The 20,470-nt window shown below is 59.1% G+C and carries 20 protein-coding genes and 2 pseudogenes; 17 read left to right on the plus strand and 5 right to left on the minus strand.

All coding sequences use genetic code 11. From position 1 onward, the window contains the following. Window positions 1-7: 7 nt before the first annotated feature. Window positions 8-670 (minus strand): TetR/AcrR family transcriptional regulator, encoded by a 663-nt coding sequence (locus GUY37_RS16220; protein ID WP_166827721.1) that lies wholly within the window; start codon window positions 668-670, stop codon window positions 8-10. A gap of 242 nt (window positions 671-912) precedes the next feature. Between GUY37_RS16220 and GUY37_RS16225 the strand changes: the two genes are divergently transcribed. The 5 genes from GUY37_RS16225 (at window position 913) to GUY37_RS16245 (ending at window position 3,962) form a co-directional block, all read left to right on the plus strand. Next, window positions 913-1,224, plus strand: a complete 312-nt coding sequence (locus tag GUY37_RS16225; RefSeq protein WP_039209161.1) for a general stress protein — start codon at window positions 913-915, stop codon at window positions 1,222-1,224. Window positions 1,225-1,320: 96 nt separating this feature from the next. Further along, window positions 1,321-1,518 (plus strand): CsbD family protein, encoded by a 198-nt coding sequence (locus GUY37_RS16230; protein WP_039209159.1) that lies wholly within the window; start codon window positions 1,321-1,323, stop codon window positions 1,516-1,518. 84 nt (window positions 1,519-1,602) lie between these two features. Continuing rightward, complete coding sequence (locus tag GUY37_RS16235; protein WP_166827724.1) at window positions 1,603-3,063, plus strand: alpha,alpha-trehalose-phosphate synthase (UDP-forming); 1,461 nt, start codon at window positions 1,603-1,605, stop codon at window positions 3,061-3,063. A gap of 88 nt (window positions 3,064-3,151) precedes the next feature. Then, window positions 3,152-3,460, plus strand: coding sequence for a hypothetical protein (locus tag GUY37_RS16240; protein WP_039209156.1), 309 nt, complete (start codon window positions 3,152-3,154; stop codon window positions 3,458-3,460). A gap of 10 nt (window positions 3,461-3,470) precedes the next feature. After that, window positions 3,471-3,962 (plus strand): CinA family protein, encoded by a 492-nt coding sequence (locus GUY37_RS16245; protein WP_039209389.1) that lies wholly within the window; start codon window positions 3,471-3,473, stop codon window positions 3,960-3,962. Window positions 3,963-4,060: 98 nt separating this feature from the next. Here the strand turns inward: GUY37_RS16245 and GUY37_RS16250 are convergent, their stop codons facing one another. Both GUY37_RS16250 and GUY37_RS16255 read right to left on the minus strand, forming a co-directional pair. Further along, a complete protein-coding gene (locus GUY37_RS16250) occupies window positions 4,061-4,393 on the minus strand; it encodes a hypothetical protein (protein WP_166827727.1) in 333 nt (110 codons plus the stop codon). A 213-nt stretch (window positions 4,394-4,606) separates the two neighbouring features. Continuing rightward, window positions 4,607-5,890, minus strand: coding sequence for an NAD(P)/FAD-dependent oxidoreductase (locus GUY37_RS16255; RefSeq protein ID WP_266096643.1), 1,284 nt, complete (start codon window positions 5,888-5,890; stop codon window positions 4,607-4,609). A gap of 410 nt (window positions 5,891-6,300) precedes the next feature. Between GUY37_RS16255 and GUY37_RS16260 the strand changes: the two genes are divergently transcribed. Then, on the plus strand, window positions 6,301-6,993 hold the full coding sequence (locus GUY37_RS16260; protein ID WP_166827730.1) for a mismatch-specific DNA-glycosylase: 693 nt from the start codon (window positions 6,301-6,303) through the stop codon (window positions 6,991-6,993). Here the strand turns inward: GUY37_RS16260 and GUY37_RS19545 are convergent. Next, a complete protein-coding gene (locus GUY37_RS19545) occupies window positions 6,914-7,273 on the minus strand; it encodes a LysR substrate-binding domain-containing protein (RefSeq protein ID WP_200885296.1) in 360 nt (119 codons plus the stop codon). The genes GUY37_RS16260 and GUY37_RS19545 overlap by 80 nt on opposite strands. A gap of 321 nt (window positions 7,274-7,594) precedes the next feature. Between GUY37_RS19545 and GUY37_RS16270 the strand changes: the two genes are divergently transcribed. The 6 genes from GUY37_RS16270 to GUY37_RS16295 all read left to right on the plus strand — a co-directional run bounded on the left by GUY37_RS16270 (window position 7,595) and on the right by GUY37_RS16295 (window position 14,659). Continuing rightward, the gene (locus GUY37_RS16270) at window positions 7,595-8,953 is read left to right on the plus strand and encodes an NAD(P)/FAD-dependent oxidoreductase (RefSeq protein WP_166827733.1); all 1,359 of its coding nucleotides are present in this window, start codon (window positions 7,595-7,597) and stop codon (window positions 8,951-8,953) included. Between the two features lie 64 nt (window positions 8,954-9,017). Further along, on the plus strand, window positions 9,018-9,776 hold the full coding sequence (locus GUY37_RS16275) for a BPL-N domain-containing protein (protein ID WP_166827736.1): 759 nt from the start codon (window positions 9,018-9,020) through the stop codon (window positions 9,774-9,776). Window positions 9,777-10,017: 241 nt separating this feature from the next. Continuing rightward, window positions 10,018-10,788 (plus strand): YceI family protein, encoded by a 771-nt coding sequence (locus GUY37_RS16280; protein WP_208094703.1) that lies wholly within the window; start codon window positions 10,018-10,020, stop codon window positions 10,786-10,788. A 138-nt stretch (window positions 10,789-10,926) separates the two neighbouring features. Then, a complete protein-coding gene (locus GUY37_RS16285) occupies window positions 10,927-11,850 on the plus strand; it encodes an LCP family protein (protein WP_166827739.1) in 924 nt (307 codons plus the stop codon). Between the two features lie 1,105 nt (window positions 11,851-12,955). Then, window positions 12,956-13,720, plus strand: a complete 765-nt coding sequence (locus tag GUY37_RS16290; protein ID WP_166827741.1) for an SGNH/GDSL hydrolase family protein — start codon at window positions 12,956-12,958, stop codon at window positions 13,718-13,720. Window positions 13,721-13,759: 39 nt separating this feature from the next. Further along, on the plus strand, window positions 13,760-14,659 hold the full coding sequence (locus GUY37_RS16295) for a GT-D fold domain-containing glycosyltransferase (RefSeq protein WP_166827743.1): 900 nt from the start codon (window positions 13,760-13,762) through the stop codon (window positions 14,657-14,659). 27 nt (window positions 14,660-14,686) lie between these two features. On the opposite strand, the gene GUY37_RS16300 is transcribed toward GUY37_RS16295, so the two are convergent. Continuing rightward, window positions 14,687-15,760 (minus strand): polysaccharide pyruvyl transferase family protein, encoded by a 1,074-nt coding sequence (locus GUY37_RS16300; protein WP_166827745.1) that lies wholly within the window; start codon window positions 15,758-15,760, stop codon window positions 14,687-14,689. A 533-nt stretch (window positions 15,761-16,293) separates the two neighbouring features. On the opposite strand from GUY37_RS16300, the pseudogene GUY37_RS19270 reads away from it, so the two are divergent. The 5 genes and pseudogenes from GUY37_RS19270 to GUY37_RS16320 all read left to right on the plus strand — a co-directional run. Then, window positions 16,294-16,494, plus strand: a pseudogene (locus tag GUY37_RS19270) (IS5/IS1182 family transposase); the annotation flags it as partial. Between the two features lie 46 nt (window positions 16,495-16,540). Further along, on the plus strand, window positions 16,541-16,837 hold the full coding sequence (locus GUY37_RS19560) for a transposase (protein ID WP_166827747.1): 297 nt from the start codon (window positions 16,541-16,543) through the stop codon (window positions 16,835-16,837). Then, window positions 16,735-17,757, plus strand: a complete 1,023-nt coding sequence (locus tag GUY37_RS16310) for an IS3 family transposase (protein WP_166827749.1) — start codon at window positions 16,735-16,737, stop codon at window positions 17,755-17,757. Before GUY37_RS19560 ends, GUY37_RS16310 begins: the two co-directional genes overlap by 103 nt. A 34-nt stretch (window positions 17,758-17,791) precedes the next feature. Next, window positions 17,792-18,448: pseudogene (locus GUY37_RS16315) on the plus strand (transposase); the annotation flags it as partial. Between the two features lie 175 nt (window positions 18,449-18,623). Next, window positions 18,624-20,021, plus strand: coding sequence for an IS1380 family transposase (locus GUY37_RS16320; RefSeq protein ID WP_166823159.1), 1,398 nt, complete (start codon window positions 18,624-18,626; stop codon window positions 20,019-20,021). Window positions 20,022-20,470 lie beyond the last annotated feature (449 nt).

Consider the following 20,470-nt stretch of genomic DNA (forward strand, 5'->3'; position numbering starts at 1 on the left):
GTTGCAGCTAATTGGTTGGTGAGAGGCGGATGCGTTCGATGAGTTCGTCGAGAGCATCGTCGAACTGGCGTTGGCGATGATCTTCGCTGAGCAGGTCACTCAGCGCGTTCACGGTGGGATACTCCGATAAGTCGGAGTCGTCACCCGCCTTCTCGTGATCATCTCCGCCGGTGAGGTCGAAATTCGTGGAATGAACTTGCAGCAGCAGATCCCCGATGAGGAAGCTGGTGAACGATTTGTAAGCGCCGACCGCGGCCGCATCAGAGAACTCGAATCCCTGCAGAGTGGAGAGGAACTCTTCGACCCAGCGCAGGCTGCGCAGTGGAGGGCGCAGCCACGGGGCTTGGGACGGTTGCGTGGCGATCAGAGGAAAGATCCCGGGATGATCGCGCGCCAGTTCCTTCGTCGTATTGGCCACCCTCTGGAGATAGTCCTCCCACGACGACGGTGTCTGCCTCATCAGCCGGTTGTCGAACAGACTGTCGATGAGAGCTTCGACCATCGCTTCGAGAAGATCTTCGCGTCCGGAGACATGCCGATACAAGGCCATGGCTTCGACCCCCAGGGACTGCCCGAGTCGTCGCATGGTCAGCGCATCGAGTCCGTGTGCGTCGACGAAGGTGATCGCCGCTCGCACGATGTCGTTTCTGGTCAGACGATTCTGGGCCATGGGATCCTCCCTGCCCGAGTTGACAAATGTTGAACCTGCTCGCTCACCTCAGATGTCACACAGCCCAAGACCTCCTTTCACCCCTGAGGCGCGATTAGCGCGTAAACACTTTTACGCTATGCCGTCCAGGCTACATCGGGTCCGCGGCGACGAGAACCCCCTGCAAAATTCGCCGTAGGCTCTTCGCACAGACCCAAAGTGTCTGTTAGCGTGATTACGTCGTAAACATGAAAGGAGTCGACATGAAACCCGCAGTCAAAGAATTCCAGGACGATACCGCACTGATGGATGAAGTGAAGCGCCAGGCGGCAGCGGGCATCGCCAAGGATGACCTCTTCGTCATCTCCCATGACGATGACCGCACCGACCGCGTCGCAGGCAGCGTCAACGCCAACGAACCCGACGATCTCAGCAATCTCGTGGGCACCCGGTACGACAAGAAGGGCGACGAGCTGCGTGCGATCTTCGAGGAGTTCGGCTTCACGTCGAACGAGTCCGACGACCTCGAAGAGAAGCTCGACCACGGCAAGATCCTGCTGCTGATCAACAGCTGAGGCACAGGTAGCCGGACACTTCTCACACAGAATCTCCCATCGCATCGGATCCCGCCTGCTTGCGCGAGACCGGTCATGCACGCGAAAGGAAGAAAGATGAACGATAGCTCCCCCGAAGTCGACAAGCTCAAGGGCTCCGCGAAATCTGCCGCAGGCAAGGCCAGCGGTGACAAAGGACTGGAGGCCGAAGGCAAGACCGACAAGATCCAGGCCGAGGGCAGACAAGCCGCAGAAGAGATCAGGGACACGGCTCGTGAAGCCGCCGAATCTCTGAGGAACGGTCCGAAGCACTGACGTTGCCCGGAGGAAGGGCGAGGACCAGGTTCTCGCCCTTCCGCTGCCCCGGCAGGAGAAGAACTCAACGAGTCTCAGCGGCAGATGAGTCAGAAGAGCGAGAAGAACATGGCAGAGACCAACCCTGAACATTCGTTCATCGTCCTGGCGAACCGCTTACCCGTCGACCGGTGCGAAGACACCTGGCAGGCCGCGCCGGGAGGCCTCGTCTCCGCACTGGCGCCGATGGTCAGAGCCGAACGTGGGGCGTGGCTCGGCTGGACTGGAGGCTTCGACGAAACGATCCCACCATTCGAATTCGACCAGATGTCACTCGTTCCTGTCCCTTTGACTGAGGCTGAACATCGAGCCTACTACGAGGGCTTCTCCAATGGCGTGCTGTGGCCGCTCTACCACGACCTCATCGTCACTCCTCAGTACCATCGCACGTGGTGGCGCGCATACGAGGCGATCAATTCCCGGTTTGCGCAGGCGGCCGTCCGATCGGCCGCCTTTGGAGCCACCATCTGGGTCCACGACTATCATCTGCAACTGGTTCCGCACATGATCAGGCTGCTCCGCCCCGACGTGCGGATCGGCTTCTTCAACCACATTCCCTTTCCCCCCGTCGAGCTGTTCGGGCAGCTGCCCTGGCGCAGAGAAGTCGTCGAAGGTCTGCTCGGAGCCGACGTCATCGGCTTCCAGCGCAACTCGGACGCGGAGAACTTCCGGGCGGCGGTGCGTAAATTTGCCGTCGATGCCGATGCCCCGCCTCCCCTGATCGAGGCTTTTCCCATTTCGGTCGATACCGAAGCGATCCGTCAGGCCGCTGACTCGGAGGCGGTGGCTCGAACGGCGACCCAGATTCGCCGCGATCTCGGCGATCCGGACATTCTGATGCTGGGCATCGATCGTCTCGACTACACCAAAGGCATCCCCCACCGCCTCCGGGCGTTCGATGAACTCCTCGATGACGACCTGCTCTCACCGCAGACGACGAACTTCCTGCAGGTGGCTGTGCCCTCTCGCGAGGGCATCGCAGCCTACCAGGACCTCCGCGACGAGGTGGAGCGACTGGTGGGACGGATCAATGGTCGTTTCGCGACGCTGGGGCGAGGCATCGTCCAATACTCACACCATTCGTATTCGTTCGAGGACACTGTGGCCCTGTACCTCGCCGTCGATGTGCTCGTGGTGTCGTCCCTTCGCGATGGGATGAATCTCGTCGCCAAGGAATTCGTCACCGCCCGCAGAAATCGAGGCGGAGCGCTTGTGCTGTCAGAGTTCGCAGGCGCCGCCGATGAACTCGAGCAGGCCACCATCGTCAACCCCCATGACATCTCAGGGCTGAAGACCGGAATGCACCAGGCCGCAAGCCTGGACACCGTCCAGGCACGAGAGCGCATCGCAGCGATGGCGGCAACGGTCGAAGACCATGATGTGCACCACTGGGCCCAAAGGTTCCTCACAGCTTTGCAACCGTCCGCGCCGCTCGGTCCCGCAATGGGGAAGTCAGCGACTGCCCATCGTGACCGAGCCGCGCAGAAGGTTACATCTTCTGATTGACGACGCAATCGACTCAATCGGCGGCGTCCCGCTCACGAGCTCACCCCGCGGCGCCCACCTCATATCCGAATACTTCACTGAGAGAGACATGAATTCCTACATCCTGCTCAACAACCGCGAAGCCTCCAAATACGATCTCTACCTCCCTGGCAGACTCGTGGCGGCTCTCCACTACAATCTCGACCCTGCCGAACACACGATGATGTTCGTCTACTGCGAAGCGATTGAGAAGACAGAGGCGAACAAACACTGCCGGGAGCTGATGCGACAGGCGACTGAGCACACCAGGAACCGCCGTCTCGAACTCACCATCCCCTGCCCCATCGCGCGCAGAGCCCTCCAAGAGGCTTTGGCAGAGGTCACGAGCACCGATGATCTCGTCCCCGCCGAACGGTGAAACTCAGGCCATGAGCAACGCCGAAGAATACGAAGATCGCGCCGCCCGTATCGCTTCCGAGCTGGGCGAACTGTGCGAGACCCACCAGATAGTCGTGGGTGTTGCCGAGTCACTGACAGGTGGCAAGATCGCCAGCCAGCTCGCCGCTGTGCCGGGTTCTGGCAATTGGTTCGCGGGTGCTGTCGTCGCCTATTTCAGCGATGTCAAACATCAGCTGCTGAGAGTCCCGCGGGGGCCAGTCATCTCGCAGACGGCTGCCGAGAGTATGGCAAGTTCTGCGTGCACCCTTCTGGGCTCCGATGCCGCCGTGGCCGCTTCCGGCGCCGGGGGCCCTTCGGGCCAGGAGGGGCAGGAGCCAGGCACGACATGGCTTGCTGTCGCTGTCGGCTCGGAAGTGTACTCCGAACGACAGATCTTCTCCGGCGAACCAATCGAGATCCTCGCTCAGACTCAGGAACGGGCGCTGGCACTATTGCGGGACGTCCTGCGCGAAGCGATCTGACTCATCAGGGGTGTGGCGGCGCGGTTTGAAGCAACAGGGGAATCGTCCTCTTCCCCCGGGTATCAAGGAACCGCAGACGGTGACGACTGCTTCGACTTTCAGGCCAGCCCAGAGGCGATGTAGTCGTCAAGCTTCCCCGCCTCCCGGGCCGCTGCGACAGCCAGTGCCTCGTTGGGGTCTTCGAGATGGATCACCAACGCCGCGTCATCGTATGCTCGACCGGCGCAGATCATCTCGCCATCGTGCTCACCACCGTCGGTGATCCAGACTTTCAGATCCTGCTCTTCCAGCGCATCCCAGACATCCGCTGCTTGCTGCTCGTAAGTGGGAGAGAAACGCTCAAAGACCTTTTCGACATCGTCACCTGTGGGAGCCTGTGCCCGCCCAGGTCGGGGAAAGTCGGGTCGCGTCATTATCTTTTCTGTGCTCATGGTCACAATCTAGCAGTCCAACGGTTCCGCGACTGCCCCTCACATCCGACCAGTTAGATAAGAGCAACCAGGCCACGCGATGCTCGATGCTCCCAATACTGACGGAGTCCAAGAAAGGAGTCACAGTCCAGGCCGGCCGTGGAGATACTCAACCAGCGCGTATTGAACCGGGCGCACCGTAGAGTGCGCCCGGTGAACAATCTCAGATTGGCCTCAGACCGTGGATGAATCGTCTGTTCGGGCATACCTGGCGATCTCATAGGCCTCCGGTCGATAGATCACGGCGTGAGGACGACTCGTCGTCAGATAGTCACGAGCCCAGGACACCACCGCTGCGGCACGTTGCTGCCAGCCTGAGAGAAGACCTGCGTGGACTGCCAGCCAGCCAAGGAACGCCGGCATTCCCTGCACTTGGTATCGGCGCGGAGTCAGCTCGGCCACCGACTGCCCTCGACCGATCATCGCCATATACCCCATATCGACGAACTTGAATTCGCGGCGGGGCCGTCCAGTCAGGTCGGCTCGAATATTCTCTGCCGCCCATCGGCCCGACTGTTTGGCGACCGAGCCCAACTGCGGCAGCTTCCGATCCTTGGCATCAACGATATTGGCGGCATCGCCTAAGACATAGACTCCCTGGCACTCCGGTGCCGTGAGGTCTTTGGCCACATCGATCCGTCCCCCACGACCGGTCGTGAGTCCGGCAGGCTCCAGTAGGTGCGAGGCTTTCAATCCGGCGGCCCAGACGACGATTTCCGCATCGATCTTCGTCCCATCAGCAAGGGAGATATCTGTATCGGAGACTTCCGAGACAGCACTTCCCAAATGCACCTTGACGCCGAGTTTCTCCAACCGGTTCCTGGTGTATTGCTGGGACGTCTGCGAGAAGGGCGGCAGCACAGTGTCGACCATGTCCACCAGGTGAACCGCGCACGACGAAGCGAAACTGTGCGAGTAGTACTTGCCGACTACGTCCCTGATGTTTTCGGCGATGGCCCCGGCAGTTTCCACACCATTGGGACCCGCGCCCACGACGGCAACCGTGAAATTCTGGTTTGTGGAGTGGTCGTGGTTCGCCGATGCTCGTTCCAAAGCTCCGAGCAGTGCTGAAGACAATCGGGCGGCGTCGTCGACCGAATACAGGGGGTAGGCGTGTTCTTCCGCTCCGGGAGTATCGAAGAAGTTCGGCTCCGCACCCGAGGAGATCACCAAGATCTCCGCTCGGTAGCGCACACCGTCTGCGGTGGTGACCGTTTTCTTCGCTGCATTGATCGCAACTACTTGCGCCGTGCGAATTGTGACATGCTTCCGCTCCCGGTGGAGGATGGAGCGCAGGGGGCGAGCCACCGTTGAAAGGGCGATCTGGGCGGTTGCCACTTGGTACAACAGGGGCTGGAACTGGTGATAGTTGTTCTGATCGAGCAAGAGCACGTCGACTCCGGCCCGCCCGAGGCGCTTGGCTGCTTCGAGGCCAGCGAATCCGGCGCCGACGATCACGACTTCGTAGGTTCGTGCCACGGAGTCCTCGCCCGCGGTCCGTTGATCGGTAGAAGTTTCGTTCATGCTGTCTGTCCTCCTATGGCATGCTGTCGAGCAACCGTGTCGCAGACGCAATCGCTGGGGCTGGTGTCGTCTCGCGTTCTGTGAACAGATGCGCCCGCAACCGGGGAAGATAGTTGAAGCTCTTGACCAAGTCTGTCAGCGATGACGTGAACGCGATAGCCCCTTCGACTCGACCGGGAATCCTCCGCTGGGAATTCCGCGCGAGCGATGAAATGAAGCTCTGCCCCCACCGAACTTCGAAACGGAAAGCGCGGCTTGGAGTGAGCCTCAAGCACTGAAGCTCCGTTCGGATCCGCATGCGACCCAGTCGGCCACACTGACAGGCCGAGAATTAGACTGAGCGCATGCACACGAGTGTTCCAGACGACTGGCAACCCTGGCGCACGCCGTCATCGCTGGAGGGACGTAGACCCGGTCGGTCCGACCTCGAACGGGCCAGTCTTTGCGGCAGGGGCCGTGAAGACGTTCTCCCCTACCCAGACGATGAACTGTGCAGGGGAAAGATACGCCTCCTCATCGTCGGGATCAATCCGAGCCCGTGGACCATTGCCGTCAACGCGCCCTTTGCCCGACCGGGGAATCGCTTCTGGCCTTCGCTCCATCGCGCCGGGGTCACTGAAACCGTGGTCGACGCATCTCGCGGGTTGAGCAGCGCAGATGAGAGGATGCTCGCGGAGCGCGGCCTCGCCATGACGAATTTGGTCTCTCGGCCCACCGCCCGAGCCGCTGAGCTCGATGATGCTGAACTTCGCCGCGGTGGCCAGAGGACGGTGAGTCGAGTGAGCACTCTGCTCCCCCTCTCCGTAGCCGTCGTCGGGATCACGGCCTTCCGGAAAGCGTTCGATCTTCCTCGTGCGGTGGTGGGCAGACAGGACACCAACCAGCTCAATGGTTGGCCTGATCAAACCTCTTTATGGGCTCTTCCCCATCCCAGCGGGCTGAATGCGCATGAGACGCTCAGCAGCCTCGCAGAGCATTGGCACAAGGTGTGGGCCGACGTCGAGGGAGGCGCCGCGAACCGGGCCAAACCGCGGTGAGAGGGCGGGTGATGCCACTCCCCTCGAACGGCACACGCAGCAAATGACCACGGGCGAGATGACCCCGTAAAGCGAGTTCGCTCAGTATGGCCGGACCAGTATCCGAGGCGACGGCGACTCGGACCGCCGCATTGCTGCTGAGCACCAGAGCTGGTTCGACTGGCACATGATCGACGAGGAGATCCCGCGCAGCCTCATACGTTCCCGACCCGGGTTCCCTCGTCACAAGCGCGGTCGCGGCCAGTTCTTGCAAATTGATCTGCCCTCTTCGTAGGGCCATTCATATCGGGGTCCGATCGCCACCAGCAATTCGTCTTAGTGGACCACATGACTGTGCAGACCCACTGGAACATGTGATTCTTCGATGAACCCCAGCTGAAGATGTCCCTGTGAGTCCCGCTCCGGAGGAAGCATTCGCTGCTGCGCAACTACTCCATCTCCGGACACTCCCGGTTCCTGCTGGAGTCGCCGCGATCCGCGGCATTCCCGTTGGCGAGATCTGCATCAGCCGTCTCGGACATCTCCGCTATCTTTCGAGGTCGTCGGCACGCCCGCTGTGACCTGACTCGGCGTTCTCGGTCTCTGAGTTCCCACTGTTCTGATGACTCGATGTTTCACGGTGGCGCGACGCGTATGCTGGTGTCGAACCGAGAAGAGGGGAATCGTGGACGCCGACGTCGTAGTCGTGGGAGCAGGTCTCGCGGGCCTGCAATGTGCCAGACGGTTGCAGCGCAACGGTTTGACTGTCCAGGTCTGCGACTCGAGTGATGATGTGGGCGGTCGCGTGCGCACCGATCGAATCGACGGGTTCCTCTGTGACCGTGGGTTTCAGCTGCTCAACCCCGCGTACCCTGCAGTGCGCGCTTTCATCGACGTCGCCTCACTGGACCTGCAGACTTTCGGGGCAGGAGTGATGGTCCGCAAGGGACAGCGTCTGACCACGCTGCGCGCATCCTTGAGCCGACGTGGCACCGAGTCATCCGGTTTGAGTTCCGGACTGCTCAGACCGAAGGAGATCCGCGGACTTCTGCGATGGCTCGGTCCGACTCTGCTGCGGCCATCGTCAGCCTCGCGCGCAACGCGGGACTCAACTCTCGCCGAATCTTTGGAGGCTGCGGGAGTTACGGGAGCTTTGCGCCGAGACGTCATCGACACGTTCCTCGCCGGTGTGCTGGCCGACAGTACTGGCGCGAGCTCGGCGAACTATGCTCGACTGCTGATGAGATCATTCGTGCGCGCGATCCCCGGTCTGCCCAGGAAAGGCATGGCGGCTCTACCCGAACAGATGGCGGCTTCTCTCGAAACGCCCGTGCGCGTGAACACCGCCGTACGAGACCTTCGCGAGACCGATGATGGTGTGGAAGTCGACACCGACCAGGGACGGATACGAGCGCGTGTCGCTGTCACCGCGGTCGGTGCTGAGGATCTCGAGGAACTGACCGGCGAGAAGACTCCTCCTACACGCGGACTGACGACCTGGTGGTTCCAAGCTCCGGAGCCACCACTCGAGGATCCGCTGTTGGTGCTGGATGCCTCGGCTCCCCAAGGAGGCCCAGATGGGCCCGTCTGGCACACGGCAGTGGTCTCAAATGCAGCACCGAGCTACGCACCTGCGGGATCGGCGCTCATTGAGGCGACGACTCTGCTCGATCGGCCCGACAGTCTGGCCGACGAACGGGAGATCCGACAGCACCTCGAACGCATCTACGGCACGTCGACGCGCCGGTGGCAGGTCCTGATCAATCATCGGCTTCCGCACGCACTGCCGGCCTCGGCTCCCCCTCTGATCGACCGATCCGTGCAGCGGATCTCCGAGAGAATATTCGTCTGCGGCGACCACCGTGACACCGGCTCGATCCAAGGCGCACTGATCTCCGGTGATCGAGCCGGGCAGGGAATCGCCGGATTACTCTCACCTGTCTCCCGCCGCTCTGACAACGATCCAAACGTGAAACCATGATCGCAACCTGCGGAACTCCCCCATCTGTGTGCGAGGAGTCCGGGTATGCCCCGGGCACAGCAGCATGAGCACCCATATCCGACGGGCTGTTGCGGCCCTCCTGACCGGTCTCCTCACCGCGGTTGCCTCCGTGGGCTGTGCCGCCGCAGACGGTTCAAGTCCGGGTTCTCCGCTCGTGGCCGTGTATCGCGGTGAGGCCGCGTGCGACGGGTGCCCCGAGACGATCGCACAACGGCTGAGAGCCTCGCTCGCCCACGCCGAGGTGGTCTGCATCGGTCGCGATGAACGTCTGCCGCTGCAGGCCGATTCCCTTGCAGACGTGGACCTCTACGTCCAGCCTGAAGGTGGCGACGACATCGGCGCGGCCGCCGAAGCGCTGCCTCCTCGATTCGTCGGGGGCCTCGAACGGTATGTTGCGAGCGGCGGTCGTTACCTCGGTCTGTGTATGGGCGCCTATCTGGCCGGTCCGGTCGCCTTCGGCCTCGTCGAAACGGACCTCGACGGTGAGGTCGGCCGTCCCGGCTTTGCAGTCACTGACAGCAGATCGACCGTGGTCGACGTCGCCTGGGACGGTCAGCATCGCCAGACGTTCTTCCAAGAGGGCGCAGTCCTTCCGCCACCCGATGATCGCGCCGACGTGTTCGCGCGGTACGGCAATGGCGATATCGCCGCATCACGCTACGACCACGGTGACGGTATGGCCGGTCTCATCGGCCCGCACCCCGAGGCCGACAAGACCTGGCTGGACGAAGCGGCGATCACCGATCCGGACGGTGACGACTGGAAGTACGCCGTCCCCTTCGTCCAAACACTATTGGACTGACTTCTCCACAACAGCGAAAACCGAGTCTGCGACTGTTGTTTTTCTGAAATCGTCCGGTCGCCGAGTCGACACCAGCGCGACCTCGCACCACCACCCCTCACCGAGGTGGCACACACCCGACCGCCCGTGTAAGACTACGTAGGCGATTGCTCATTCAATGATCACTTGATCGGCGAATGAGCACACCGACTACGACAGCCTCCCCTACAGGAGCGCGGAGGAACCGAAGGAGCTATCCCCCATGACAGAAACTCCTGGGATCACAGGTCATTGGGACATCGATCCCTCACATTCTCGACTGGGATTCTCCACACGCCACGCCATGGTCTCGCGTGTACGCGGAGCGTTCAATGATGTGTCCGGATCGGCCGACATCGCCGACGATCTTGCCGACTCGACCGCCGAGGTCATCATCCAGACCGCCAGCGTCGACACACGCAGCGAGGGTCGCGACGAGCACCTGCGTTCGGCAGACTTCTTCGATGTGGAGACCTACCCGGAGATCCGTTTCGGCTCCTCGGCCATCGATGAGGTCGGCGAAGGCTCCTACATCGTCACCGGTGAGCTGTCGATCCGTGACATGACGAAGACCGTCTCGGTTCCGCTCGAGCTCATCGGCGTCGAGACCGATCCCTTCGGCAACCTGCGCGCCGGCCTCGAGGGCTCGCGTCGCATCGATCGCAAGGACTGGGGCGTGACCTGGAATACGACGCTCGATTCCGGCGGCGTGCTCGTCAGTGACAAGATCACCCTCGAGTTCGAGCTCTCCCTGATCAAGAACCTCGCCGAGGCGGCCCCCGCCGATTCGGCCGAAACCGACGATGAGGACGAGGCCGACGAGACCGCCCCTCCCGCGCCGAAGGCCCCGAAAGCAGCCCCGACCGCTGAGCCCGCCGGCAAGGAGTTCCCTCCCCCGCCGCCGGTCAAGCCGGCGGAGACGGCCCCGGAAGCCAAGCAGCCGGAGGCTCAGTCATCCGGAAACGGCTTAGGAAAGCTCTTCGGCCTCCGCTGAGCCCAGCGCACGTCCGCTGACGTCAGGGGCCCGATACGGCAGTCCTCACCGCGGGTGAGATCGGTACACGAGCCGATCTCACCCGCCGCTACTATTGAGACCAGCACCAGATGACCGGACCGAGGAAGTAGGACTGCCATGGCCAAGCTGACGAAGATGGTTTCCGCCATCGGTTCCCTCAAGGACCTCAACTCCGCCCGCGCCGAGTTCGATGACGCATCGAAGGCCATTCCCGCCGAGGCTGCCTTCCCACCCGCAGAGATCCGTCCCACCGCAGACGACTCCCGCACCCTGATGCTTCGGGTGACGAATCCCGGAAGCCCCGCCGAGGCGGCTCCGCAGTCATCTAGCCAAGGTGACACCTTCGCTGTCATTTATGTTCCCGCCGCCGGTGAATTCGCTGCCGTGCTCGTGCTCAATCCCTCCACTCAGATCGAGGCAGGTCAGACGTTCGGCACTATCGCCGACGAGGGCGGATGGCCGGTCGTTGTCGCCATGGTTGAGGAGTTCCTCGGCATCCGCATCGATCACATCGCACAGCTGGAGGCCGACGTGCTCGGACGCGTCATTGACGAGCTCCGCGGCCTGCAGGTCTACAGTCGTGCAGCGTTCAACGCCGGTGGGACCGATTTCGTCGAGGGCACGAATAACCTCGACGGAGCGACATCTGCGATCTTCACCGCGGCAGACCCGGTCGATGATGCCGGCCAGACGCGCACTCGCAATCAACGTGCGGTCGTGCGTGCGCTCGTTCAATCGCTCAAGTCAGGTGGGCTGGTCAAAGATCCGAACAAGGGTGCGGCCGTGCTCGGACATTTCGCTTCAGGCATTCAGCGCAACGCCGAGCTGACCACGAGTGAGCTCGTCAAGATCGCCAATGGCCTCCGCACACTTCAACTAGACGACATCGCGGTGGTCACTGTGCCCACGAACTCGCGCCGCGAGGATGACGGCACGGTCATCATCGACTTCGACCCCGAAGCCTTACCGGCACTCAAAAACGCTTTGGCCAGGAACGACCTCGCAGACTTCTTCCGTTACCTCGTGTCTTTGGGGTACTGATATTCGCGAGAATTATTCGAAGGCTCCGTCGCCTGGCCAGAGAGCATGAAGTCCCCGCCGTGTGGTTGCCAGCCTTTCAATCTGCTGCATCAATTCTTCGCGCAGAGTCACAAGACCGAATGCGTACAAATCGGGATCATTCTCTGCGTTTTCCAGGTACCGATTACACGCGTGCGTCATCATAGACAAAGGCTCTTGGATTCCAGGTAGCCCACGCACAGCATCTCGCGTATGTCGGATCTCGTCTCTCACCGACAGGATGCTTGAGTTCGCGTATCGATAGTCTGGCGAATTGACAGCTCCGTTTATCCGTACTGCATGACCTGAGAAGGCCCGGCGATGATGCACTTCATTGATCAGCCCCCAAAGGCAAGCTTCTCGTTCCGTCGTAGATTCAGCAGAAATGTTCCATACGCGATAGCGACTGTAAGGACAGCGCCGAATACAGCGACAAGAACGTCCAACCAAAATGTCAACCACATGACACCAATACTGCCAGAGTTGAATCTGAAATGAAGAGGCATTTCAAATTGCGTTGATTCCCATCTCGGCAGCACGAGTCCGATAAAAAACTTCCCCCCATTTCGATGTTCTCGGCCTGCTATACCTACCGGCATCCCTGTGTCGGAGATAATTCAAGAAGCACGATGCAGTCCCTCTCGTCCTAACGAGGCCCCTCACACACCGAAAGCGACCGAAATCGCAGCAAGGAACGAGAGTTCAGGATTCCTAAGAGCAATCTGCCAGATGGAACCGCCGACGGCGACACCGAATCTAAAGGTCGCGACTGGAATTCGATCAGTCCACCATTTACTCATGCCTACAGTCACAGACGACCCACCACCCTCAACCTGGGCACCGAGCGTATGCAAGCACAAGACGGTCGCAAATGAACCAACAAACTCGTCGACCACAGGATTTGTAGCCCTACATAGCCAGACTAGCCGCAATCAGTCCGCCGTCCAGGACACTACAGCGCCTGACGCGACAGAACCAAAACATACAACGGCTACGTGACAATGCAGCCGCCAGCGTGAGATACCCTAGTCAGGAACAACCTCGGGGACACAAACGCGTGGAAACGCAACTAACAAGAAGGCCACACATGCAATTCCTGACAGTAGGCGACTCACACACGCAGTACTTTGGAATCTCAAACCAAATGCGCGGTCTTAACCAAAAGCTCCGCGGCATTCGCGTCATCAATAAGGCTGTCAGCGCAAGCACCGTCACTGGCGTCGGGAAGTTAGACTCCACTCTAAAGCTTGGGACCAATATCCACCAGTGGATAGATAAAGTCAAACCGAATTTCCTGGTGCTTAACCTAGGGCAAGTAGACGTTGAACTAGGAATACCTTTCCGGCAGTTTGTAAAACAGCGGAATGAGACAGAGGATTACTGGCTCAATCACTTTGTACAAAAGTATGACGAATTCCTACAGGCCGTACAGCTAGACAATAGTCAAATTATCATCAAAGGAATAAATCTTCCGGTTCTATGTTATGACCACCAGAAGGCAATTAAATATATAAGCAGAATTGTCACAGAACGTTTCACAGGAGAGCAAAAGGACTTACAGCGCACTCGCGAGATCGAAGAACGACTCACTCAGCGCTACCCGTCTGACATCGTGCGCACCGACCTCGCGAGAAGGTTCAATACGAAACTAGAGACTTTATGTTCCACACATGGGTACGGTTATTTTGACATAAATTCGGCCCTCGAAAATGAACCTCAAGGCACAATATCTCCACGGTTCATGCCCTCAAAATTCGACCATCATATCGTCGACTCTTTAGAGGTCCGTTTACTTCACTGGGATGAATTGTTGAAAGTCGCGAGAAGGCAATATTGGAATTTGCCAAAATAACCCGATACATTGCAACGTAGCCCCGAAAGGTCCTTAGACATGGCACAAGAAAAGTCGAATTCCCCCAACACAGACTCACTTGCAGAGTCCCTCGATGTTAGCAAACAGATTCTCGAAGCGCTCCAAGACATGAACGCTCTCAATAAGAAGTTGCTTTGGGAGGCCCAGGTTACGCGACGAACTCTAGATACTATTCGTACGACCCTTGCTCGCCCGGTCCTCAGCGACGTTCATGATTTTATAAATCGAGCTCAGCTTTCTTTTCTTGATACACTGAAAGCTATCAAAGACGGCCAACTCAGCTTTTCCCGCTTTGGCGACGGAGAGATGCGTCTAATGCTCCGAGAGGACTACAAATTAACATTCCAGAAGAACTCGCCACAGCTCGCATCAGATCTAAAAAAGATACTTACCGAGCCAGCTGAAAATCTGCTCGTAGGCTTCCCCCACCTATACCGCGATAACCACTGGTCGGGAGTGTGGAGTGACATTTGGGATCAAATGAAGCCTCTACTGAGAGACATTAGGGTGGTGGGTAACAGCCACGTATCCCGCCCAGTATTTTTTCAACACACAGGGCAATTCGGAGTAGAAGCTTGGCGCGACCTCTGGGAGCAGAAGAAGATTTCTATAATCACCGGCAAAGACTCTCGATTTGAATTAATTCAAGAATTGTTTGACAATGCCAGCCAGAGCCGATTCATGTATTCCGCTCCGAAAAACGCATATGAGGAACTTGAGGCGGTGCGCGAATCTGCACTGCAAGATGATTCTGACCTAACGTTAATAAGTCTCGGGCCTGCTGGGTCCGTGCTTGCTTATTGGTTAGCAAAAGCTGGAAAGCAGGCGATCGATATTGGTCATATTAGCGATAGCTATCAGAATGTATTTAAAGGAGGGTCTTGGCCAGAGACCAAATCGGCAGTGATCCCCAGGTAGCTAGGTACTGATAGCTACTCGCGGCGATCAAGACTGTTTCATGAACCCAGCCGACTCGAGAGGCAACACCAACTCGCTTTCAGGAAATGCATTCAATAGAGCGCGTGGATCGTATTTGGATTCGGGGAGCGTGGCTTTAGCGGCAACGTCGTCTAACGAGATGTCCCTAATCTGATCAGAATTTACATCAACCCGAGAAACTTGGGCCTTTTGCAACGTGGAGAAGAAATCGTCAAACTTAAAATTGCTACCAACTAGCTGACTATCAATAATGTTCAACCAAACCCAAGGGACGCCATATGCCTGCGCCACTATCAGCCCGTGGAGGGATGTTGAAACGACCACCCTCGAAGTTGCAATTTGAGACACGACCACTTCTGGGGGGTTGCGAACATTGATAGCTTGCCAGCTTGCATTCAATTGGTGACTAGCGAATGCACGTTTATGAGCATAGTGAGGCACTAAAGTGTTTTTCGGATCGCCTTCGTGAGCCATAGTTGGCGGCTCAAACAACAGGGGCAACACCAATGCAGGATCACCCAGAACTGCCGGCGGCTCCCACTGGAGTTCATCTTCAACCACCGAACGAGTAAGTTCACCTCTGAGAGCGTGGATGGCGGTCGGGGGATTCTTTGACAACCGGCTCAACGTAGCTCTGTTTGGACGGGCGATGATTCCAGTACCCCACACGGACAAACCAGGCCTGTACATCCCCGTCAAGATAGAGCCCACCGTCACAAGCCCGTATCCGGCAGCCGGATCTCCCATAGTATTGTGTGCGGGTCGACCAGTGATCATTTCGATGATCCAGGCCCCAATTTGATCTCCAAAATTTTCCTGAAGATCCCACCAGTAGCCTGGCACCGACCGAATGGGTATGTCTGTAGCGGGCGCCATCAGGGTGGCAGCACGCTGAATCAGAGCTCCGATCTCGACGCATGCCTGAGATGATTCATAAGTCGAAAGTTTCCATCGCCCAAGGAACCTGTGCGGTTGGCCCTTGATAAGTGACGTGATTCGCCAAAGGCGTTTATTGATTCGATAACGCGTTGCGTCGTCGCGTCCGACCACCTTGAGTTCCAGAAACCCCTCTGCGACCACGAAGTCGAAAGCGTACCTAGCTACGTCGCTTTGGGTAATCTCTAAAACTAGAACGTTGTCCTTCCAAAACCAGAACTTTGACTCGGCCCCAACGCCCCAGGAAACGGGCGTCAGGCACTGCTCAATGCTGTCAAGTGATTCCCTAGGATTATGTTCTTGCACGTCGTTCCCACACCCCACAGGTGACAGTCCAATCTCGTCGATCTTTAGCTAGAGCTCTTTGCTCTATAGCTTAATCGCTAGGAGATGCACATGTGGAATTGAGCACTCGCTCACGTACTCGAATATTTCAGAAAACCGATCGGGCCCGTTGCATAGCTGTGGCCTTCTTTGCTTCGGCCCGTTCAGGCGCGGCGGCCTCGCCCAGACCACTACCTCGCCGCTTACCCCGTTCCATTGCCTAAGAGGTTGCGCGGATAGGCGGGAAGTGTGCGTATCCTGCGCCCGGCGTGTCGTGGTAGGCGGACACGAGGAAACGTCAGCTTCGATGGAAGTGCAAACATCACAATCGAAGACAAAAGGACAGCTTCCCCGTGCCCGCACTTCCATCTTCAGTCATCGACCCCCTCTTCAGCCAATTCGAATCACTGCTACCGACACCCGCCGACGCCCACCCGCTGGGCTGTCACCGACCACGCGTGCCCGATCGTGTCGTCTTCGACAAACTCATTGCCCGCCTCGTCCTCGGCGGTGCCTACACCAAACACGCCGACGAAACCGTCTCGGCAACAACTGCGGCCGTATGGTTTTGTGAGACAGGTTTAAGGAGCACTCACAATCGTGACCACCAGCAGGAAGAAGTACACCCAGAAATTCAAGGAAGACGCCGTCGAGCTCTTCCTGACCTCGGACCGACCGATCGTCCAGGTCGCGGAGTCAGTCGGTGTCAAGGCCGGAACGTTGGGCAACTGGATCAAGAAATACCGGGCTGAGCATCCCGAAAAGTTCGCCACTGACGAGCCGGAATCGGTGTCGTGGGCCGATCACCAGGCGGTCGTGGCCGAGAACGCACGCTTGAAGCAGGAGAACGAGTTCCTGGGAAAAGTCAGCGCCTTCTTTGCAGCGAAGCGACAGTAGAGGATGTCTACGAGTTCATTCAGGCAGAGAAGGCCACCTATTCGATCGTGATGATGTGCACGGCTCTCGGCATCGCCCGCGCATCGTTCTACCGTTGGCTCAAGCGCAAGGACGCAGGCCCCACACAACGCGATACACGGCATCACGAACTGGTCGTGGCGGTCAAGGCCAAGGCGAAGGCGACGAAGGGCATGGCCGGGCGGCAGGCGCTGACGGTGCTGCTGAACGATGATGGCATCGCCGTCTCTGAATCCACAGTCGGAGCGATCATGCGCGCCCACGGTCTCCAGGCGAAACGGTTGCGGGCGTTTAAGACCACGACTGTCCAGGACCCGCAGGCGAATACGGCCCATATCGTCAATCACATGCTCGATGCCGACGGCAATCGGGACTTCTCCTCGCAGGTTCCCGGGACGCGACTGTGCGGCGATATCACCTACCTGCGTACGGGTGAGGGGTGGTTGTATCTGGCCACGGTCCTCGACTTGTGCACCGGCATGATCATCGGCTGGTCAATGGCTGATCACATGCGCACGAGCTTGGTCATCGAGGCGATGGAAATGGCTCGCGACCACGGATTCATGCGCTCTGACCAGGCAATATATCACACAGACCGGGGTAGCCAATTCACATCGGCGAGGTTCCAGGCGTGGTGTGCCGGCAACGGGGTCACCCAGTCGATGGGCCAGGTCGGAGTGTGTTGGGACAACGCGGTGGCGGAGAATTTCTTCTCGCATCTGAAGACCGAGTTCTACCACCACGAATCCTTCGGCACGCGGCTAGAGGCCAGGACTGCGGTGATGGAGTACATCGAGGTTTGGTACAACCGTCAGCGCCCGAATGCCAGGGCGGGTTTCCGTGCCCCGGCAGTGGCGTGGGCGAAGTACGAAGGAGTCAGCCAGGAGGACCTGGCCGCGTAAGAATCAACGATCACTTGTCTCAAAAACTTGACGAGCGCAAACACTGCGAGCACGACGCGACGAATGGATCGCTGCCGACGTGTTCTTCGCCTTGGAACAGCTCGTACTGGAGAACTTCGATTACGTCATCGGCCTCGACCTGAATCATCTCAGCATCGATGGGTGCTGCGTGAAAGCACCCACCGGTGGCGACAACACCGGCCCGAACCCGACCGATCGCGGCAAATCCGGGCAAAAACGGTCCGTGCTCACCGACGGCAATGGTCTGCCGCTCGGTGTCATCCTGGCTGGGGCCAATCGGCACGATTCTCCCCTGTTGCGTCCGACTCTGGAGTGTTTGTCCCGGTTCGAGTTCTTCTTGCCCGAGTCGATTCGGGTCGATCTCGATTCCGGGTATGACTCGCATGTCACCCGAGACCTGCTCGATGAGTTCGGCTGTGGATGGAAGATCTCGCCAAAGGGCACCTATATCGAGATCAACCACACCAGGCGGTGGCAGGTTGAGCGGACGAATTCCTGGCACACTCGCGGATTCACGCTCCTCCAAGTCGTGCTCGATCGAACCGACCGCGTGCAGCGGGCCTGGTGTTGTATGGCCAATGCGATCATCGTGCTCCGCCGACTACTGAAAGAGGCATGGCCGCGTTTCCGTTGGTCTACACGCCCTGTCAAGCAGTTCGACTGGCGATGACCGCCTATCCGCGCAACCACTAAGCGTCGACCATCCACACAACACTGATCTAGCCTCGAGATTTCATGATTAGGATCGACCGGATGGTGGACTGACACAAGAAAAGTGCTCCTGACCAGGGATAATGGTGCTTGCGAAGACAACAAAAACCCATTGGAAAAGGAGCACTCTCAGAGTGAAGCCTACCCGCACCTATCCTCGCTTGCACATCGATACCGCGCCCAGCAACGCCCTCGGGCAAGCCGGCGGCATGCTGCTCACCGAAACCGTGCACACCAGCGGGCTCGGCCATCACCTGAAGCAGGCTCTGGCGGCATGGAAGAGACCCTTCGCCATCCACGACCCCGCCAAGATCCTCATCGACATTGCCATCACTTTGGCTCTCGGCGGTGACACACTCTCCGATAGTTCCGTCCTCCGCGACGAGCCCGATCTCTATGGGCCGGTGGCATCGAACCCGACGATCACTCGCCTCATCCGCACTCTCGCCGATGATGCCGACCAAGCCTTGGCCGCGATCAACACCGCTCGGACAGCTGCTCGTGCCCGCGTGTGGGAACTGGCCGGGGCTCAGGCACCGAACCATGACAGTGATGCTCGGGCTCCGCTGGTCGTTGATATCGATGCCACCTTGGTCACCGCCCACAGTGAGAAGGAAGAGGCGAAGCCCACGTACAAGAAAGGGTTTGGATTCCATCCACTGCTGGCGTTCATCGACCACGGACGATCGGGTTGCGGCGAACCCGTTGCCGGGCTGCTGCGACCGGGCAATGCCGGATCGAATACTGCTAGCGATCACATTCGGCTGGTCAAGGAAGTTCTCGCTGGTCTTCCCGGCGGCAGGCCGCGTCCGGGTAAATCGGTGCTCATCCGGACCGATACCGCCGGTGGCACCCATGGCTTCCTGACTTTCCTCACCAGGAGGCGCCTGTCGTACTCGGTCGGGTGGATGCTGCCGGCAACGATGCCTGATCTCTATCGCCAACTCATGAAGCTGGACGCGTGGGAGCCGGCCTACGACACCGACGGTCGTCCCCGCGAAGGTGCCGACGTTGCTGAGCTCACCGGAGTCCTCGACCTCAACGATTGGCCGGACGGGATGCGAGTCATCGTCCGTCGGGAACGACCCCACCCTGGTGCGCAATTGCGTTTCGATGACGTTGATGGGTACCGGCTGACCGCGTTCGCGACCAACACTCGCGGTATGCAGTTGGCCGATTTGGAAGTCCGGCACCGCTCCCGGGCACGGTGCGAGGACCGGATCCGCATCGCCAAAGACACCGGGCTGGCCAATTTCCCCCTCAAAGGCTTCGACCAGAATCGGGTCTGGTTGGCCATCGTCGCTCTCGCCGGGGATCTGCAGGCCTGGAGCGGACTGTTGACGTTCGTCGATGACGAGATTCGTCGGTGGGAGCCGAAGAAGCTGCGTATGCACATCTATACAGTGCCAGCGACGATCGCGAGGACGGCCCGTCGGGTGGTGGTGCATGTGAAAAACACTGCTCGATTCGCGCAAGACATCGTCGCTGGCCTGAACCGACTGCGTTCCTTGCCAGGGCCCGAGCCGGGATAACCATCGTGGTGTCCGTGTTCGTTCGAGTAGAGGAAACCAGTTGGGGTCGGAGTCCCCGCCCAACCGTGGCGACACACGGTGGCCGCGTCACACCCGAATGGCAAAATCAGAAACGAATGCGCTCCACAGCGCGAGAATCAAGGCGCGAGCCACACCGTGAAAAATTGAGGCTAGTTGAAGCCAGTAAGCTCTCACGCGTATCGAATTCTTCGAAGCTGGCGTTAAACTCCTCGAGTCGACAAATCCGGAAGCAGCTTGCCTCAAGTCTTTCAATCTGCGAGGCAAAGATAGCCAGGTACCGGCGCGACAGAATTTCTGAAGACGGTAGTTTGCTGCCACATCCCAAACTGGAGAGTCAGTGATCGGACCCTCGCCAGGATTCATCGTATCCTACATCACAATCTTCTATGCTGTCCGTGCCTCCGATCGCAATGAAGTGATGATTTCAG

The sequence above is a fragment of the Brevibacterium limosum genome (assembly GCF_011617705.1).
GTDB lineage: Bacteria > Actinomycetota > Actinomycetes > Actinomycetales > Brevibacteriaceae > Brevibacterium > Brevibacterium limosum.

Coding starts and splice junctions, on each gene's coding strand:
- GUY37_RS16220 (WP_166827721.1), bottom strand. CDS start 670: ATGGCCCAGAATCGTCTGACCAGAAACGACATCGTGCGAGCGGCGATC.
- GUY37_RS16225 (WP_039209161.1), top strand. CDS start 913: ATGAAACCCGCAGTCAAAGAATTCCAGGACGATACCGCACTGATGGAT.
- GUY37_RS16230 (WP_039209159.1), top strand. CDS start 1,321: ATGAACGATAGCTCCCCCGAAGTCGACAAGCTCAAGGGCTCCGCGAAA.
- GUY37_RS16235 (WP_166827724.1), top strand. CDS start 1,603: ATGAGTCAGAAGAGCGAGAAGAACATGGCAGAGACCAACCCTGAACAT.
- GUY37_RS16240 (WP_039209156.1), top strand. CDS start 3,152: ATGAATTCCTACATCCTGCTCAACAACCGCGAAGCCTCCAAATACGAT.
- GUY37_RS16245 (WP_039209389.1), top strand. CDS start 3,471: ATGAGCAACGCCGAAGAATACGAAGATCGCGCCGCCCGTATCGCTTCC.
- GUY37_RS16250 (WP_166827727.1), bottom strand. CDS start 4,393: ATGAGCACAGAAAAGATAATGACGCGACCCGACTTTCCCCGACCTGGG.
- GUY37_RS16260 (WP_166827730.1), top strand. CDS start 6,301: ATGCACACGAGTGTTCCAGACGACTGGCAACCCTGGCGCACGCCGTCA.
- GUY37_RS19545 (WP_200885296.1), bottom strand. CDS start 7,273: ATGGCCCTACGAAGAGGGCAGATCAATTTGCAAGAACTGGCCGCGACC.
- GUY37_RS16270 (WP_166827733.1), top strand. CDS start 7,595: ATGACTCGATGTTTCACGGTGGCGCGACGCGTATGCTGGTGTCGAACC.
- GUY37_RS16275 (WP_166827736.1), top strand. CDS start 9,018: ATGAGCACCCATATCCGACGGGCTGTTGCGGCCCTCCTGACCGGTCTC.
- GUY37_RS16280 (WP_208094703.1), top strand. CDS start 10,018: ATGACAGAAACTCCTGGGATCACAGGTCATTGGGACATCGATCCCTCA.
- GUY37_RS16285 (WP_166827739.1), top strand. CDS start 10,927: ATGGCCAAGCTGACGAAGATGGTTTCCGCCATCGGTTCCCTCAAGGAC.
- GUY37_RS16290 (WP_166827741.1), top strand. CDS start 12,956: ATGCAATTCCTGACAGTAGGCGACTCACACACGCAGTACTTTGGAATC.
- GUY37_RS16295 (WP_166827743.1), top strand. CDS start 13,760: ATGGCACAAGAAAAGTCGAATTCCCCCAACACAGACTCACTTGCAGAG.